Annotated in this window: 16 protein-coding genes; 7 read left to right on the forward strand and 9 right to left on the reverse strand. The window is 71.6% G+C overall.

Features of this window, described 5'->3' with window-relative positions:
- Window positions 1-47 precede the first annotated feature (47 nt).
- From ACZ3II_RS19125 to ACZ3II_RS19145, 5 genes are all read right to left on the reverse strand, one after another.
- Complete coding sequence (locus ACZ3II_RS19125; RefSeq protein WP_465519382.1) at window positions 48-884, reverse strand: HAD-IIA family hydrolase; 837 nt, start codon at window positions 882-884, stop codon at window positions 48-50.
- Window positions 827-1,855: a ferrochelatase gene (locus ACZ3II_RS19130; protein WP_465519008.1), complete on the reverse strand. Its 1,029-nt coding sequence runs from the start codon at window positions 1,853-1,855 to the stop codon at window positions 827-829. Before ACZ3II_RS19130 ends, ACZ3II_RS19125 begins: the two co-directional genes overlap by 58 nt.
- Window positions 1,856-1,875: 20 nt before the next feature.
- A complete protein-coding gene (gene fabI, locus ACZ3II_RS19135) occupies window positions 1,876-2,643 on the reverse strand; it encodes an enoyl-ACP reductase FabI (RefSeq protein WP_043521566.1) in 768 nt (255 codons plus the stop codon).
- A 31-nt stretch (window positions 2,644-2,674) separates the two neighbouring features.
- Entirely contained in the window at window positions 2,675-3,379 is a 705-nt protein-coding gene (gene fabG, locus ACZ3II_RS19140) for a 3-oxoacyl-ACP reductase FabG (RefSeq protein ID WP_465519009.1), read from the reverse strand.
- A 357-nt stretch (window positions 3,380-3,736) separates the two neighbouring features.
- Window positions 3,737-3,889: a hypothetical protein gene (locus ACZ3II_RS19145; protein ID WP_465519010.1), complete on the reverse strand. Its 153-nt coding sequence runs from the start codon at window positions 3,887-3,889 to the stop codon at window positions 3,737-3,739.
- A 43-nt stretch (window positions 3,890-3,932) separates the two neighbouring features.
- Between ACZ3II_RS19145 and ACZ3II_RS19150 the strand changes: the two genes are divergently transcribed.
- Window positions 3,933-4,325, forward strand: a complete 393-nt coding sequence (locus tag ACZ3II_RS19150; RefSeq protein ID WP_465519011.1) for a hypothetical protein — start codon at window positions 3,933-3,935, stop codon at window positions 4,323-4,325.
- A 28-nt stretch (window positions 4,326-4,353) separates the two neighbouring features.
- Here ACZ3II_RS19150 and ACZ3II_RS19155 read toward each other — a convergent pair whose 3' ends face one another.
- Genes ACZ3II_RS19155 through ACZ3II_RS19165 form a run of 3 tightly spaced genes read right to left on the reverse strand, consistent with a single transcriptional unit; the run spans window position 4,354 to window position 7,612 of the window.
- A complete protein-coding gene (locus tag ACZ3II_RS19155; protein ID WP_465519012.1) occupies window positions 4,354-5,304 on the reverse strand; it encodes a VWA domain-containing protein in 951 nt (316 codons plus the stop codon).
- Complete coding sequence (locus ACZ3II_RS19160) at window positions 5,301-6,314, reverse strand: DUF58 domain-containing protein (protein WP_465519013.1); 1,014 nt, start codon at window positions 6,312-6,314, stop codon at window positions 5,301-5,303. Before ACZ3II_RS19160 ends, ACZ3II_RS19155 begins: the two co-directional genes overlap by 4 nt.
- Window positions 6,311-7,612 carry an AAA family ATPase gene (locus ACZ3II_RS19165; protein WP_465519014.1) on the reverse strand — a complete coding sequence of 434 codons (1,302 nt, stop codon included), beginning with the start codon at window positions 7,610-7,612 and terminating at the stop codon, window positions 6,311-6,313. Before ACZ3II_RS19165 ends, ACZ3II_RS19160 begins: the two co-directional genes overlap by 4 nt.
- Before the next feature lie 362 nt (window positions 7,613-7,974).
- Here ACZ3II_RS19165 and ACZ3II_RS19170 point away from each other — a divergent pair, with 362 nt between their 5' ends.
- Genes ACZ3II_RS19170 through ACZ3II_RS19185 form a run of 4 tightly spaced genes read left to right on the forward strand, consistent with a single transcriptional unit; the run spans window position 7,975 to window position 10,637 of the window.
- Complete coding sequence (locus ACZ3II_RS19170; protein ID WP_465519015.1) at window positions 7,975-8,196, forward strand: hypothetical protein; 222 nt, start codon at window positions 7,975-7,977, stop codon at window positions 8,194-8,196.
- 9 nt (window positions 8,197-8,205) lie between these two features.
- A complete protein-coding gene (locus ACZ3II_RS19175; RefSeq protein ID WP_465519016.1) occupies window positions 8,206-8,724 on the forward strand; it encodes a PH domain-containing protein in 519 nt (172 codons plus the stop codon).
- Entirely contained in the window at window positions 8,721-10,211 is a 1,491-nt protein-coding gene (locus ACZ3II_RS19180; protein ID WP_465519017.1) for a PH domain-containing protein, read from the forward strand. Before ACZ3II_RS19175 ends, ACZ3II_RS19180 begins: the two co-directional genes overlap by 4 nt.
- A gap of 33 nt (window positions 10,212-10,244) precedes the next feature.
- The gene (locus ACZ3II_RS19185) at window positions 10,245-10,637 is read left to right on the forward strand and encodes a thioesterase family protein (protein ID WP_465519018.1); all 393 of its coding nucleotides are present in this window, start codon (window positions 10,245-10,247) and stop codon (window positions 10,635-10,637) included.
- Between the two features lie 160 nt (window positions 10,638-10,797).
- On the opposite strand, the gene ACZ3II_RS19190 is transcribed toward ACZ3II_RS19185, so the two are convergent.
- A complete protein-coding gene (locus tag ACZ3II_RS19190; RefSeq protein WP_465519019.1) occupies window positions 10,798-11,730 on the reverse strand; it encodes a carbohydrate kinase family protein in 933 nt (310 codons plus the stop codon).
- A gap of 110 nt (window positions 11,731-11,840) precedes the next feature.
- Here ACZ3II_RS19190 and ACZ3II_RS19195 point away from each other — a divergent pair, with 110 nt between their 5' ends.
- Complete coding sequence (locus ACZ3II_RS19195) at window positions 11,841-12,407, forward strand: superoxide dismutase (protein ID WP_465519020.1); 567 nt, start codon at window positions 11,841-11,843, stop codon at window positions 12,405-12,407.
- A gap of 89 nt (window positions 12,408-12,496) precedes the next feature.
- On the forward strand, window positions 12,497-13,969 hold the full coding sequence (locus ACZ3II_RS19200) for an aminopeptidase P family protein (RefSeq protein ID WP_465519021.1): 1,473 nt from the start codon (window positions 12,497-12,499) through the stop codon (window positions 13,967-13,969).
- Window position 13,970: the final 1 nt, after the last annotated feature.

Consider the following 13,970-nt stretch of genomic DNA (forward strand, 5'->3'; position numbering starts at 1 on the left):
GTGAGCGCCCGCAACCGGCCGAGGTACGACTCCTCCCACGGCACGGCTCAGATCTCGTCGATCAGGTCGGCGACGGAGTTGATGATGCGGGACGGCCGGTACGGGTACGTCTCGCTCTCCATCCGGCTGCTGATGCCGGTCAGCACCAGGATGGTCTCCAGCCCCGCCTCCAGACCGCACAGCACGTCGGTGTCCATCCGGTCGCCGATCATCGCGGTGGTCTCGCTGTGCGCGCCGATCGCGTTGAGCGCCGACCGCATCATCATCGGGTTCGGCTTGCCGACGAAGTAGGGCTTGACGCCGGTCGCCTTGGAGATCATCGCCGCGACCGAGCCGGCGGCCGGGAGCAGACCCTCGTTGGACGGCCCGGTGGCGTCCGGGTTGGTGCAGATGAACCGGGATCCGGCGCTGATCAGCCGGATCGCCTTGGTGATCGCCTCGAAGCTGTAGGTGCGGGTCTCGCCGAGCACCACGTAGTCCGGTTCGAACTCGGTGAGGATGTATCCGGCGGCGTGCATGGCAGTGGTCAGGCCGGCTTCGCCGATCACGTACGCGGTGCCGCCGGGCCGCTGGTCGGCGAGGAACTGGGCGGTGGCCAGCGCCGCCGTCCAGATCGAGCCCTCGTCCACGTCGAAGCCCATCCGGTAGAGGCGGGCCTGCAGGTCACGCGGGGTGTAGATGGAGTTGTTCGTCAGGATGAGGAACGGTTTGCCGCTCTCCTTCATCCGGTTGACGAACTCCGGGGCGCCCGGCACCGGCTCTCCCTCGTGGACGAGCACGCCATCCATGTCGGTGAGCCAGCTCTCGATCGCCTTGCGCTCCTTCATCAGGGTGCCTTTCGTCGCGCGGGTGGGGGGCAGCAGTCCGCGGGGCAGACGTCCCAGGTCGGGAGCGTACCGAGTGCCGCCCGATTCTGATCATCGGTCCGCTCCTGGACCAACTCGCGGACCATCGCGACGAACGACGGGTGAACACCGGGGGTCACCGCCCGGGCATAGCCCAGGCCGAGCCCGGCCGCCGTCTCCTTGGCCTCGTTGTCGAGGTCCCAGATGACCTCGAGGTGGTCGGAGACGAAACCGATCGGGCTGACCACCACATCGGTCACGCCCTTCTCGGCGAGCAGCGCGAGGTGGTCGTTGATGTCCGGTTCCAGCCAGGGGACCTGGGGTGGGCCGGAGCGGCTCTGCCACACCAGGTCGTAGCCGAGGTCGGCGGCGGCCGCGGCGTGCACGAGCCGGGCGGTCTCCTCCAACTGGGCGTTGTAGCGCCCGCCGGTGGGGCCGGCCGTCTTGGCCATGCTGACCGGGATGGAGTGGGCGGTGAAGACCACGCGGGTGGTCTCCCGGCGGGCCGGGTCGAGGGTCGTGAGAGCTGCCTGTACGGCTTCCACGTGCGGGCTCACGAAGCCCGGGTGGTCGTGGAACTGCCGCAGTTTGGCGATCCTCGGGGCGCGCGGGCCGACGTGCGCGCGGGCCGCGGCGATGTCCTCCCAGTACTGCTTGCAGGAGGAGTACCCGCCGTACGCGCTGGTCGCGAACCCGAGCGCGTGCTCGACGCCATCGTCGCGCATCCGCGCGACGGTGTCGGCGAGCATCGGATGCCAGTTCCGGTTGCCCCAGTAGGTGGGCAGGTCGATCCCGTGCGCCGCGAACTCGGTGCCGATCGCGGCGAGCAGGTCCCGGTTCTGCTGGTTGATCGGGGAGACCCCGCCGAAGTGCATGTAGTGCTCGGCCACCTCGGCGAGGCGCTCGTCCGGGACACCGCGCCCGCGCACCACGTTGCGCAGGAACGGCATCACGTCATCGGGCTTCTCGGGCCCGCCGAAGGAGAGCAGGACGAACGCGTCGTAAACCACCCGCCCATCCTGCCACCGCGTCAGGCGGCTCGCGCGTGGTAGCCCCCGTCGACGTGCACCATCTCACCGGTGGTGGCGGGGAACCAGTCGGACAGCAGGGCGCAGACCGCGCGGGCGGTCGGCTCCGGGTCGTTGAGGTCCCAGCCGAGCGGCGCGTGCTGGGAGTAGGCGTCCTCGAAGTTGCTGAACCCGGGGATCGACTTGGCGGCCATGGTGCGCAGCGGGCCGGCCGCGACCATGTTGCTGCGGATGCCGTGCTTGCCCAGGTACATGGCGAGGTAACGGGACGCCGACTCGAGGCCGGCCTTGGCGACGCCCATCCAGTCGTACAGCGGGTAGGCCTTGGTCGCGTCGAAGGTCAGGCCGACGATCGAGCCGCCGGCGTCCATCAGCGGCAGGCAGGCCACGGCGAGGGACTTGTACGAGAACGTCGACACGTGCAGCGCCTGCGACACGTCCTCCCACGGCGTCTCCAGGAAGGTGCCGCCGAGGGCGCTCTGCGGGGCGAAGCCGATCGAGTGGACCACGCCGTCCAGCCCGTCGACGTGCTCCCGCACCTTGGCGGGCAGGCCGTCCAGGTGTTCCTGGTTGGTGACGTCCAGTTCGATGACGGGCGCCGGCTGGGGCAGCCGCTTGGCGATGCGCTCCACCAGCGAGAGGCGGCCGAAGCCGGTCAGCACCACCGTGGCGCCGGCTTCCTGAGCGAGCTTCGCCACCGAGAAGGCGATCGAGGCGTCGGTGATCACACCGGTGACGAGCAGCCGTTTACCGGCCAGCAGTCCAGACACGAAATACTCTCCTGAAAAAATTCTCGGGACTTCAGTGGCCCATACCGAGACCACCATCGACCGGCAGCACGGCGCCCGAGATGTACGCCGCACTGTCGCTGGCCAGGAACGTCACGGCTGCCGCCACCTCGTCTGCACTGGCGAGACGACCGGCCGGGACGGCCTTGATGATCTCGGCCTTGCGCGAGTCGGGCAAGACCGCGGTCATCTCGGTCTCGATGAATCCGGGCGCCACCACGTTCGCGGTGATGTTGCGGCCGCCCAGCTCACGCGTGATGCTACGGGCCATGCCGACCAGGCCGGCCTTGCTCGCCGCGTAGTTCACCTGCCCGGGTCCGCCGTACAGGCCGACGACGGAGGAGATGAAGACGATCCGGCCCCAGCGGGCGCGCAGCATCTTGGAGCTGGCCCGCTTGGCGCAGCGGAACGCGCCGGTCAAGTTGGTGTCGATGACCCGCTCGAACTGCTCGTCGCTCATCCGCATGAGCAGGGTGTCGTCGGTGATGCCGGCGTTGGCGACGAGCACCTCCACCGGGCCGAGCTCGTTCTCCACGTAGGTGAACGCGGCGTCGACACCGGCCGAGTCGGTGATGTCGCACTGCACCCCGAGCAGCCCTTCCGGCGCGCCGGACCCGCGGTGCGTGACCGCCACCCGGTCGCCCTGTTTGGCGAACGCCTGGGCGATGGCCAGGCCGATGCCGCGGTTTCCTCCGGTCACCAGAACGGTGCGAGCCACAACACACTCCAATCGACAGGTCATCAGGGGCTCACCGTGGGTCACGAGGGCCCCTCTGAAATGGGAGACTATCGGCCCGGCGTACCACCGCCGAGGGACGGGCCCACTGACTTACACCCCGTTCAGGGACACGTCGATTTTCTTAAGTGGCGCTTAAGGAGTAGGCTGCCACGGTCCAGGCCCGACGACGTGACGGAGGTGATCGCTGTGCGAGATAGCGATCCTCCTAGTCGTGGCCGGGACGCTCGTCAGCGCCTCTGACCGCTGACCAGACTCCCCACCCGCACGCCGCCGGCCCTCATCAGGCCGGTTCTGCGGCGTGCGGTGGTTCCGGCCGCGAAGTGACCATGCCTCAGCTCAGTCACCAGCGGAAAGACGGTTTCCATCATGAAGAAGCTTGTCGCGCCTCTCGGTTTCACCCTGCTCTCGGCCTGGGTCGTAGTGCTCTTCGTGCTCGCTCACAACACGCCCTGAGACATCGACGATCACCCCTGGATTGATGCGGATCATCGTGCCAGACTGCACGGATCATTCCATCGATCGGGGGAAATACATGAACAACCGATCTCGGATCGCCGGCCTTTCGGCGATCGGCATCGGCCTGGTCGCCGGCGTCTTCGCGGCGACCCCGGCCATGGCAGCCGACTCCGACTGCTACCCGTACCACGGCACGGTGTGCCTCTCCGACACCGCGCCGAACTTCGGCGGCACGGTCTGGCGCCAGACCACCGCCCAGGTCGCGACCTGCCGCAACCTGGGCAGCTTCAACGACAAGGCGAGCATGGCGTTCAACAACACGTTCGGTGACGGCGTGCTGGTGCTGTACGAGAACGCCAACTGCTCGGGCCGGACCATCAGCCTCGCCTCCCAGGTCGGAACCCAGTTCCGTAACAGCCACGCGTGGGCCAACAACAAGATCAGCTCGGTCGACTTCGTGTTCGCCTGATCCACCCGGCGCGTCCCGCCGGCCCGGGTCAGGGCAGGCGGGACGTCCACAGCAGACTCATCGCGGCGCCGATCAGGCCCAGGAACAGGCCCGCCACCGCGTACAGCTGAGTGACCTCGCGGGACTCGATCCGGTGGCCGATCGAGCTGCCCATGTCCTTGTAGACGTTCTTCAGCTCGCCGACCGTGGCCGCCTCGTAGAAGTAGCCGTCGGTCTGCTCGGCCAGCTGCTGCAGCGACAGCCGGTCGACCGGCACCAGCTTCATGTCGCCGCGGATGTCGACGACACCGGTGTCGGTGCCGAACGCGATCGTGGAGACCGGCACGTTGGCCTGCGCCGCCGCGACCGCCGCGTCCTCGATGGAGCGCCCGGACGTGCGGTACCCGTCGGAGAGCAGCACCACCCGGGCCGGCGGGGCGCCGTCGGCCCCGTCCGCGGGCACCGACCGGATCGCGTCCAGCGACGTGAAGACCGCCTCACCGGTGGCGGTCGCCTCGGCCAGCGTCAGCCCGTCGATCGCGGCGACCACCGCGGACCGGTCCTTCGACGGCGGGACCAGCACGTTCGCCGCCTGCGCGAAGGACACCAGGCCCAGGTTGTAGCTCGGCGGCAGCTCGTTGACGAACTGCTTCGCGGCCTCCTGCGCCGCCTCGATCCGGCTCGGCTCGACGTCCTCGGCCTGCATGGACAGCGACACGTCGATGGCCAGCATCACGGTCGCCCGCTCCAGCGGCTCCTCCTTGTCGATCGACGGGCGGGCGGTCGCCGCCGCCAGCGCGCCGAGCATCAGCAGGAACGCGGCCGCCGACACGTGCCGGCGCCAGCCCAGGCCCTTCGGCGCGAGCGTGCGCAGCAGGTCGACGTTGGTGAACCTCATCGCGTACTGCCGCTTGCGGAACTGCCGCCAGACGTACAGCCCGGCCAGGGCCAGGACGGGCAGCAGCGTCAGCAGCCACCACGGCTCCAGGAAACGGATCATCGTGTGGTCCCTCGGGTACGGGCGTGGCGCTGAGCGGCCACGAAGCGGACCATGTCGAGCAGCCAGTCGGTGTCGGTGCGCAGCCGCAGGTGGGCGGCCCCGGCGGCGCGCAGCGCACGGGCGATGGCGGCGCGCTGCTCCCCCGCCGCCGCGGCGTACCGCTGCCGCAGCCCGGCGTCGGACGTCTGCACCTCGTGCAGCATCCCGGACTCCGGGTCGGCCAGAGTCAGCACGCCGACGTCCGGCAGCTCCAGCTCACGCGGGTCGACGACCTCGATCGCGAGCACGTCGTGCCGGACCGCGAGCTTCTTCACCGGCCGGGCCCAGCCCTCCACCGGCGACAGGAAGTCGGAGATCACCACGGCCACGCCACGCCGCCGCGGTGGCCGGTTCAGCATGTCGATCAGGGCGCCCAGGTCGGTGCGGCCGGGCCGGATCCGCATCCCGGCGATCGCCCGCAGCAGCGCCTGCGCCTCCTTGCGGCCGGGCCGGGCCGGCAGGCGCAACACCGGGGCGGCCGGCGGTGGCTCGGCTTTCGCCTCCGCCTTGCGGCGCCACCAGCCGCGGTTGCCTTCTTGCTGCGGTACGCCGGAGCCGGTGCCCACCACGGCCCCGATCCGGTTGCCGCCCCGGACCGTCAGATGGGCCATCGCTGTCGCGGCCGCCACCACCAGGTCCCGTTTGAGCCATTTGGCGGTGCCGAAATCGAGGCTGGCCGACAGGTCCACCGCGAGCCAGGTCTCCAGCTCCCGGTCGGCGACCGTGCGGCGCACGTGCGGCATGGTGGTCCGGGCCGTCACCGGCCAGTCCATCCGGCGCACGTCGTCGCCCGGCCGGTACTCCCGGGACTCGCCCGCCTCGCTGCCGGGCCCCGGCAGCAGACCCGCGTAGTCGCCCTGGAGCAGGCCGTCCAGTTTCCTCGTGACCAGCAGCTGCAGCTTGGCGAGAACCGCCTCGGCCCGCGCCGCCTCCTCCGGCGCCAGGGGCATCGAGACGCCCGGGGAGGTCATGAGGGAGTCGGCCAGGCGCCGTTGCCCTGCGGCGGCGGGCCGTCCTGCGGAGGCCGGTTGTCGAAGCCGGGCACGCCGCTGGTCGGCTGGATCCCGGCCGGGCCGGCGACGTACTGCGCGGCGGGCGGGCCGGCGGCGACCGGGGTCAGCGGGCCGGGCGGGGCGGGCTGGCCGAACTGCCCCGGCTGGGGCTGCCCGAACGAGGGCTGGCCGGGCTGCGGCTGGCCGGCCTGGGGCTGGCCGGCCGGGGGCTGCCCGTTCGGCGAGCCCTGCCGGGACGACACCTGGGGCGGCGGGACGGTCTGCATGATCCGGGCCACGATGTGGTCGGCCGGGATGTCGTCGGCCAGCGCGTCGTAGCTGAGCACCAGGCGGTGCCGCAGGATGTCCGGCGCGATGTCCTGCACGTCCTGGGGCAGCGCGTAGTCCCGGCCGCGGAGCAGGGCCAGCGCGCGGGTGGCGCGGACGATGCCGAGGGAGGCGCGCGGGCTGGCGCCGTACTGGATCAGCTGGGCCACGTCGGGCATGCCGTGCTGGGCCGGCGCGCGGGTCGCCAGGACCAGGCGGACCGTGTAGTCGACCAGCGCGTTGTGCACGAACACCTGGTCGGCGCGGCGCTGCAGGGCGAGCAGGTCCTCCGGGGTGAAGATCTGCTTCGGCTCCGGCGCGCTGACGCCCATCCGGTAGACGATCTCGCGTTCCTCGGTGTCGGTCGGGTACCCCACGATGATCTTCATGAGGAACCGGTCCCGCTGGGCCTCGGGCAGCGGGTAGACGCCCTCCTGCTCGATCGGGTTCTGGGTGGCCATGACCAGGAACGGGTCCGGCACGTCGTAGCTCTTGCCGCCGATCGACACCTGGTGCTCGGCCATCACCTCGAGCAGCGCCGACTGCACCTTGGCCGGGGCCCGGTTGATCTCGTCGGCGAGCAGGAAGTTCACGAAGACGGGGCCGAGCTCCACGTCGAACTGCTCACTGGACTGCCGGTAGATCCGGGTGCCCACGATGTCGGCGGGCACCAGGTCAGGGGTGAACTGCACCCGGGAGAACGTGCCGCCGACCACCTTGGCCAGGGTCTCCACGGCGAGCGTCTTGGCCACGCCGGGCACTCCCTCGAGCAGGCAGTGCCCGCGGGCCAGCAGCGCCACGAACATCCGCTCGACCATCCGGTCCTGGCCCACGATGACCCGCTTGACCTCGAACATCGCCCGCTCGAGCTGGGACGCGTCCTGCGCGGGCGGCACCGGCGCACCGCTGTCCGCGCTGGTCTCGGTCTCGGGCGTGCTCGGCTGCGCCACCGGTCCTCCAGTTGAGATCCTCGCCGGCGGTCACCCGCCGACGTTCAAGACTTACACGACTCACCCCACCATGCGGCTGGGAGGTTCCTTCGAGCCGCCCGCTTCCGCTGACTGCGCAGCATAGGTAGCCGTGTCGTCATCCGGCCGTCAGCATCGCCGGATCCGGATGTCTTAGCAGCCCGGGACACCATCGGCCAACTGTGTTGATCTTTCTGCGCGATCCGCCGGATCGGGCAGGTCACCGGGTGCATACGCGACCATGTGAAGCGTGTAGCATTTGGCTCGTCGCCGGGCGGCTTCCCCCGTGGCCGCCCGGCGCTCAAACTCCCATCCCCGCCCCGCAGATGCGTAGGGTTCAGGGCATGGTCGAGGAAATCGCTCCCCAGTGCTCCGCCAAGGGCTGCCGTGCCACTGCCGCCTGGCAGCTGCACTGGAACAACCCGAAGATCCACACCCCGGACCGCCGGAAGACCTGGCTGGCCTGCGACGACCACCGCCCCACTCTCGGCGCGTTCCTCGACGCGCGCGGATTCCTGCGTGAGGTCACACCCTTCGCCTCGTCGGAGGGTGCGGTTGTCTCCTAGTCTTCAGGTGTGACCGAGCCGTCCGTGCCCACCGCCGTCGATGCCCTCGAACCCTGGCCGGAAACGGTCGTGTGGCGGCCGGTCTCCGGCCGGCTCTTCATCGTCCACCTGATCAGGATCGCCATCTGGACCGTGGTGCTGCTCGGTGGCCTGATCGCCGGGCTGGTCATCACCGGGTCCAGCGTCTGGTGGCTGCTCGGCATGGCCGCGGTGCTGGTCCTGGCGGTCTGGCGGGCGGTGGTCGCGGCCCGCGCGGTCCGCGCCTGGGGGTACGCCGAACGCGACAACGACCTGCTCGTCCGGCACGGCCTGCTGGTCCGGCACCTGTCCATCGTGCCGTACGCGCGCATGCAGTACGTGGACGTCACCGCCGGCCCGCTGGAGCGCGCGTTCGGCCTGGCCACGGTGCAGTTGCACACCGCGGCGGCGGCCAGTGAGGCGCGGGTGCCCGGGCTGCCGCCGGAGGAGGCCTCGCGGCTGCGGGACCGGCTGACCGCCCTCGGCGAGGACCGGGCCGAGGGACTATGACCAGCGCCGGGCCGTCCCATCCCCCGCCCGAGCCGCCGGCTGCCGTCTCCTGGGCGGAACCGGACGGCGCGTCAGCCGTACACCCCACGGGTCTGAGCGAAGCCGGGAGACCGCAAGCCGAACAGCCCGGCGACGAGCCGCGGCAACGGCTGAACCCGCTGAGCCCGCTGCTCAAAGGCGCGAAGAGCATCGCCGTGATCGTCGCGGCGCTGTCCTGGCAGACCCTCGGGCAGGTCGGCGCGACCGACTTCGCGCTGATCGTGATGGGCCTGGCGGTGGCCGTGGTGATCTTCTCGGCGATCGGCTGGTGGAACACCGGTTACCACGTGGTGGGACGCGAGTTGAGGATCACCGAGGGCCTGATCTGGCGGCGCAACCGGGCCATCCCGCTCGACCGGCTGCAGGCCGTCGAGGTGCGCCGGCCGCTGCTGGCCCAGCTCACCGGCCTCGCCGAACTGCGCCTGGAAGTGGTCGGCGGCGGCAAGACCGAGGCGCCGCTCGCCTACCTGACCGTGCAGAGCGCCGGCGCGCTGCGGGAACGCCTGCTCTCCCTCTCCGGCCAGGCGGACGCGACCGCCGCCGTGTCGCCCGCGTCGCCGGCGGCCGAGCCATCCCCGCTCTACCGGGTCCGCAACGCCGACCTGCTGGTCAGCCAGCTGCTCACCCCGCAGGCGTTCTTCCTGCCGTTCGGCGTGGCCTGGGTGATCACCCAGTTCGTGATGGAGGGGTCGTGGACGTTCCTCGGCATCGCCAGCACGGTGACCGCGATGGCCGGCGTCATCCTCCAGCCGATCCGGCGGGTCCTGCGCGACTGGAACTTCCGGCTGATCCGCGGCGAACGCCTGGTCCTGCACTACGGCCTGGTCGAGACCCGCAGCCAGGTGGTGCCGCCGCACCGGGTGCAGGCGGTCCGGGTCACCTGGCCGTTCCTGTGGCGGGCCAAACGGTGGCTGCACCTCAGCCTGGACGTGGCCGGCCTGTCCCGCCCGGAGGCCGGCGACGACAAGAGCTCCGACCGCCTGATGCCGGTCGGCGACCTGGCCGCCGCCCGCGCCCTGGTCGCCGCGGCCCTGCCCGGCGTCGACCTGACCGCCCTCGCCACCTCGCCGCCGCCGCACCGGGCCCGCTGGCTGCACCCGATCGGCCTGCGGTTCCACGGCGCCGGGCTGGCCGCGGAGGTCTTCGTGAGCCGGTCCGGGCGGGTCACCCGGGAGATGACCCTGGTGCCGTACGCGCGAGTGCAGAGCGTCCGCGTCGTCCAGGGGCCGTTGCAGCGACGACTCGGGCTGGCCACCGTCTACGCCGACACCGCAGGCGGGCGCGCCGGGGCGGCCCGGGACCGGGATCTCGCCGAGGCGTACGCCCTCGCCGACCAGCTCGCCGCCCGCGCCCGCCAGGCCCGCACCGCCACCCCACCCCCGCCCGTCGCTCCCCCCACTGCCCCGCCGGGGGACCAGACGTTCTGGCAGCGGCCGTCGCAGCCCTGAGCGCTACCGCCCGCACGGTCTTAAGCTTTGACGATGGAGCTTCCGGAGTTCGCGCCCGGCCTCGGCGCCCGGGTCGAATTGACGGTCACCGACGCCGACACCGCCCAGTCCCTCGGATCCGGCGACGTGCCGGTGCTGGCCACGCCCCGGCTGCTCGCGCTCGCCGAGGCGGCGACCGTCCTCACCACCGCCCGGCAGATCCCCGGCGGCCTGACCACCGTCGGCGTCCGCGCGCAGATCGAGCACCGGGCGCCCACGCCGCTCGGCCGGCGGGTCGCCGCGCAGGCCACCCTGACCAAGACGGACGGGCGGAAGCTGTTCTTCGACGTGGCGGTGCACGACGGCGAGACCCTGGTCGCGGAGGTGCGGATCGAGCGCGCGCTCGTCGACCGGCAGACCTTCATCGCCCGTGCCTTCGGCGACTGACCCCGTCACCCGGCCGTCCCGAAAACGAACCCCGAACCCAGCCGGCTCTCATGGCTGTCTCAGGCGCCCCGAGACAGTCATGAGGACCAGCCGAGAACGAAACTCAAACCCGGCTGCTCGGAGAGCCGGCCCGGGACGTGAGGACCGGCCCCGTACCGGATCAGGGGGTGAGAGAAGGCCAGCGGGCCGCGAGATCGCCGGGGGTGGGCATGGCGGTGGCGCCGCCCTGGCGTTCGCAGACCAGGCCGGCCACCGACAGGGCGAACCGAACGTATGACGACCAGCCGGACAAATCACCAGGACGACCGTCAACCAGCAGGCGGCTGATCAGGGCGGCCATCACCGAGTCCCCCGCCCCGGTGGCGTCGATCGCGTTCACCTCCGGGGCCGGAACCGTGACGGCCCCGGAGGCGGTGGCCACGTGCGCTCCCCGAGCCCCGCACGTCACCACGACCGCCGCCGCCCCGAGCCCGCGGATGTGCTCCGCGGCCGCCGCCGGATCGTGCTCGCCGTAGAGCGTGATCGCGTCGGCCGAACTGAGTTTCACCAGGTCGGCGCCGGCGAAGAACTCTTCGGTGAGCGCGCGCAGGGCGTCCACGGCGGCCCGGTCGGGCAGCAGGGTGGGCCGCACGTTCGGGTCGAAGACGCGCAGCGGCCCGGCGGTCGCCCAGGCCTGCCGGGCGGCGCTGACGAACGGCTCCCGCAGCAGGCAGATGGACCCGGTGTAGAGGACCGACGCGCCGGCCACCTCGGCGGGGTCCAGGTCGGCGGGGCCGAGCAGGGCGTAGGACGGCGGCTCGCCGTAGAAGGTGAAGGTCGGTTCGGCGCCGTCGAAGGTGGTGACGGCGAGGGTGGTGGGGACGGGCACCCGGCGTACCCCGCGATCGCCGACGCCCGCATCGCGGAGGAAGGCGGCGATCCGGTCGCCGAGGACGTCCGCGCCGAGGGATCCGGCGTAGCGGGCGTCGCCGCCGAGACGTGCCACGCCGACGGCGACGTTCAGCGGCGCGCCGCCGATCGCCTGCCGGTACACCTCGTCGTCCGCTTCGAGCAGGTCGATCAGCGCCTCGCCCATCACCATCGCATAGCTCACCGCACCAGCCTTTCATCCGGCGCCGCCCGGCCCCAAGCATCCGGCGGCACCCGGGGGCCACGCTCCCCCGGTTCACGCGTCAATATGGGTGAATTTGGGATAATTAGGCGATGAATGTGAGACTGCTAGCCCTGGCGGCGCCGCTGTTGCTCACCGGAGCGGCCCCCGCGCCCGGCCCGGCGCCCGACACCGCGGGCCCGTTCCTCAGCTACGACCAGGCGGTGGTTCCGGCAGGCGCGCGAGCCCGGCTCACCGTCCACCCCACCGAGACCGGGGTACGGGTGAGCCTGCTCGCCACCGGGCTCAACCCCCGGCACGCGTACGGCGCCCACCTGCACACCAGTAGGTGCGGCCCGGATCCGGCCGACGCCGGGCCGCACTACCAGCACAGCGTTGACCCCGCCGCCGCGCCCGGCCAGCCGTCGGTGGACCCGGCGTTCGCCAACCCGCGCAACGAGATCTGGCTCGACTTCACCACCAACGAGTTCGGCACCGGCAAGGCCGTCAGCGTCCAGCAGTGGCCGTTCGACGAGTCCCGGCCGCCATGGTCGCTGGTGCTGCACGCCGAGCACACGCACACCGCCCCGGGCCAGGCCGGCACCGCGGGCGCCCGCCTGGCCTGCCTGACCCGGGACGGGATCCACACCACGTACCAGAGCCGGCCCGGCCGCGGCTGAGCCACCGGAATCCACCGGGCCCGGCCCTGCCGGGCCCCGTGGATCAGGCGGTAACGTCGGGGGCACCGAGAACGACGGAGGCACCCACGATGGCCGAGAACAGCGGCAAGACGCAGCCCGCGCCGAAGACCGAGTCGCACGACCCGGACTTTCCCGAGGCGTTCCTGAGCTTCATGCGCCAGGGCTGGCGGGAGGATCCCCTCGCTGTCACCGCCCTGCCCGAGGTGCCGAACTACGCGAAGCGCCGCTCCGCGCTGTCCGAGGCCTTCCCCGGCGAGACGCTGATCATCCCGAGCGGCGTGGAGAAGGTGCGGGCCAACGACACCGACTACACCTTCCGCCCCGGCAGCGACTTCTTCTACCTGACCGGCGACCGCGACCCGGACAGCGTGCTGGTCCTGCACCCGAGCGGCTCCGGCCACGACGCCGTGCTCTACACCCGGCAGCGCAACTCCAAGGACACCGACCGGTTCTTCCGTGACCGCAACGGCGAGCTGTGGATCGGGCGGACCCACACCCTCGCCGAGAAGTCGGCGGAGCTGGGCCTGTCCACCGCCTCGCTGGGCGAGCTCGGCACCGCTCTGGCCGGTTCGGCGCCGGGCCGCACCCGGGTGCTGCGCGGCTTCGACCCGAACGTGGACCGGGCCGTCCTCGCCTACGAGCCGGACCGGTCCAGGCCCCGCGACCGCGAGCTGGCCCGGGTGATCTCCGAGCTGAAACTGGTCAAGGACGAGTGGGAGATCGCGCAGCTGCAGGACGCGATCGACGCGACGGTCCTCGGCTTCGAGGACGTCGCCCGGGTCCTGCCGGCCGACCGCAGCGTCAAGGAGCGGCTGCTGGAGGGCGTGTTCGGGCTGCGGGCCCGGCACGACGGCAACGACGTGGGGTACACCTCGATCGTCGGGGCCGGCCCGCACGCGACGATCCTGCACTGGGTGCGCAACACCGGCGTGACCAAGCCGGGCGAGCTGCTGCTGATGGACATGGGCGTGGAGGGGCACAACCTCTACACCGCCGACGTCACCCGGACCGTCCCGGTCAACGGCACGTTCACCCCGCTGCAGCGCCAGGTGTACGACATCGTGCACGCCTCCCAGCAGGCCGGCATGGACGCGATCAAGCCCGGCGTCGTGTTCAAGGACGTGCACAAGGTCTGCATGCGGGTGCTCGCCGAGGGCCTGCACGACCTGGGCCTGCTGCCGGTCAGCGTGGACCAGGCGATGAGCGACGACAGCACGATCTACCGGCGGTGGACGCTGCACGGCTTCGGGCACATGCTCGGCATCGACGTGCACGACTGCTCGGCGGCGCGCAACGAGGCGTACCGGGAGGGCCCGCTCAAGGAGGGCTACGTGCTCACCGTCGAGCCGGGGCTCTACTTCCAGCCCGAGGACGAGCTGGTCCCGGAGGAGCTGCGCGGCGTCGGCGTCCGGATCGAGGACGACGTGCTGGTCACCGCGGACGGCTGCCGCAACCTGTCGGCGGGCCTCCCGCGGTCCTCCGCCGAGGTGGAAAAGTGGCTCGCGTCGCAGCGTGCGGCCGGTCCTCGCCTGCCCGGCTGAC

This window comes from Actinoplanes sp. NPDC019969, from assembly GCF_055562375.1.

Excerpts from the sequence above, each read along its gene's own strand:
- ACZ3II_RS19180 (WP_465519017.1), top strand. The coding sequence starts at position 8,721 with ATGACCAGCGCCGGGCCGTCCCATCCCCCGCCCGAGCCGCCGGCTGCC.
- ACZ3II_RS19155 (WP_465519012.1), bottom strand. The coding sequence starts at position 5,304 with ATGATCCGTTTCCTGGAGCCGTGGTGGCTGCTGACGCTGCTGCCCGTC.
- ACZ3II_RS19185 (WP_465519018.1), top strand. The coding sequence starts at position 10,245 with ATGGAGCTTCCGGAGTTCGCGCCCGGCCTCGGCGCCCGGGTCGAATTG.
- ACZ3II_RS19200 (WP_465519021.1), top strand. The coding sequence starts at position 12,497 with ATGGCCGAGAACAGCGGCAAGACGCAGCCCGCGCCGAAGACCGAGTCG.
- ACZ3II_RS19195 (WP_465519020.1), top strand. The coding sequence starts at position 11,841 with ATGAATGTGAGACTGCTAGCCCTGGCGGCGCCGCTGTTGCTCACCGGA.
- ACZ3II_RS19145 (WP_465519010.1), bottom strand. The coding sequence starts at position 3,889 with ATGATCCGCATCAATCCAGGGGTGATCGTCGATGTCTCAGGGCGTGTT.
- ACZ3II_RS19160 (WP_465519013.1), bottom strand. The coding sequence starts at position 6,314 with ATGACCTCCCCGGGCGTCTCGATGCCCCTGGCGCCGGAGGAGGCGGCG.
- ACZ3II_RS19150 (WP_465519011.1), top strand. The coding sequence starts at position 3,933 with ATGAACAACCGATCTCGGATCGCCGGCCTTTCGGCGATCGGCATCGGC.
- ACZ3II_RS19170 (WP_465519015.1), top strand. The coding sequence starts at position 7,975 with ATGGTCGAGGAAATCGCTCCCCAGTGCTCCGCCAAGGGCTGCCGTGCC.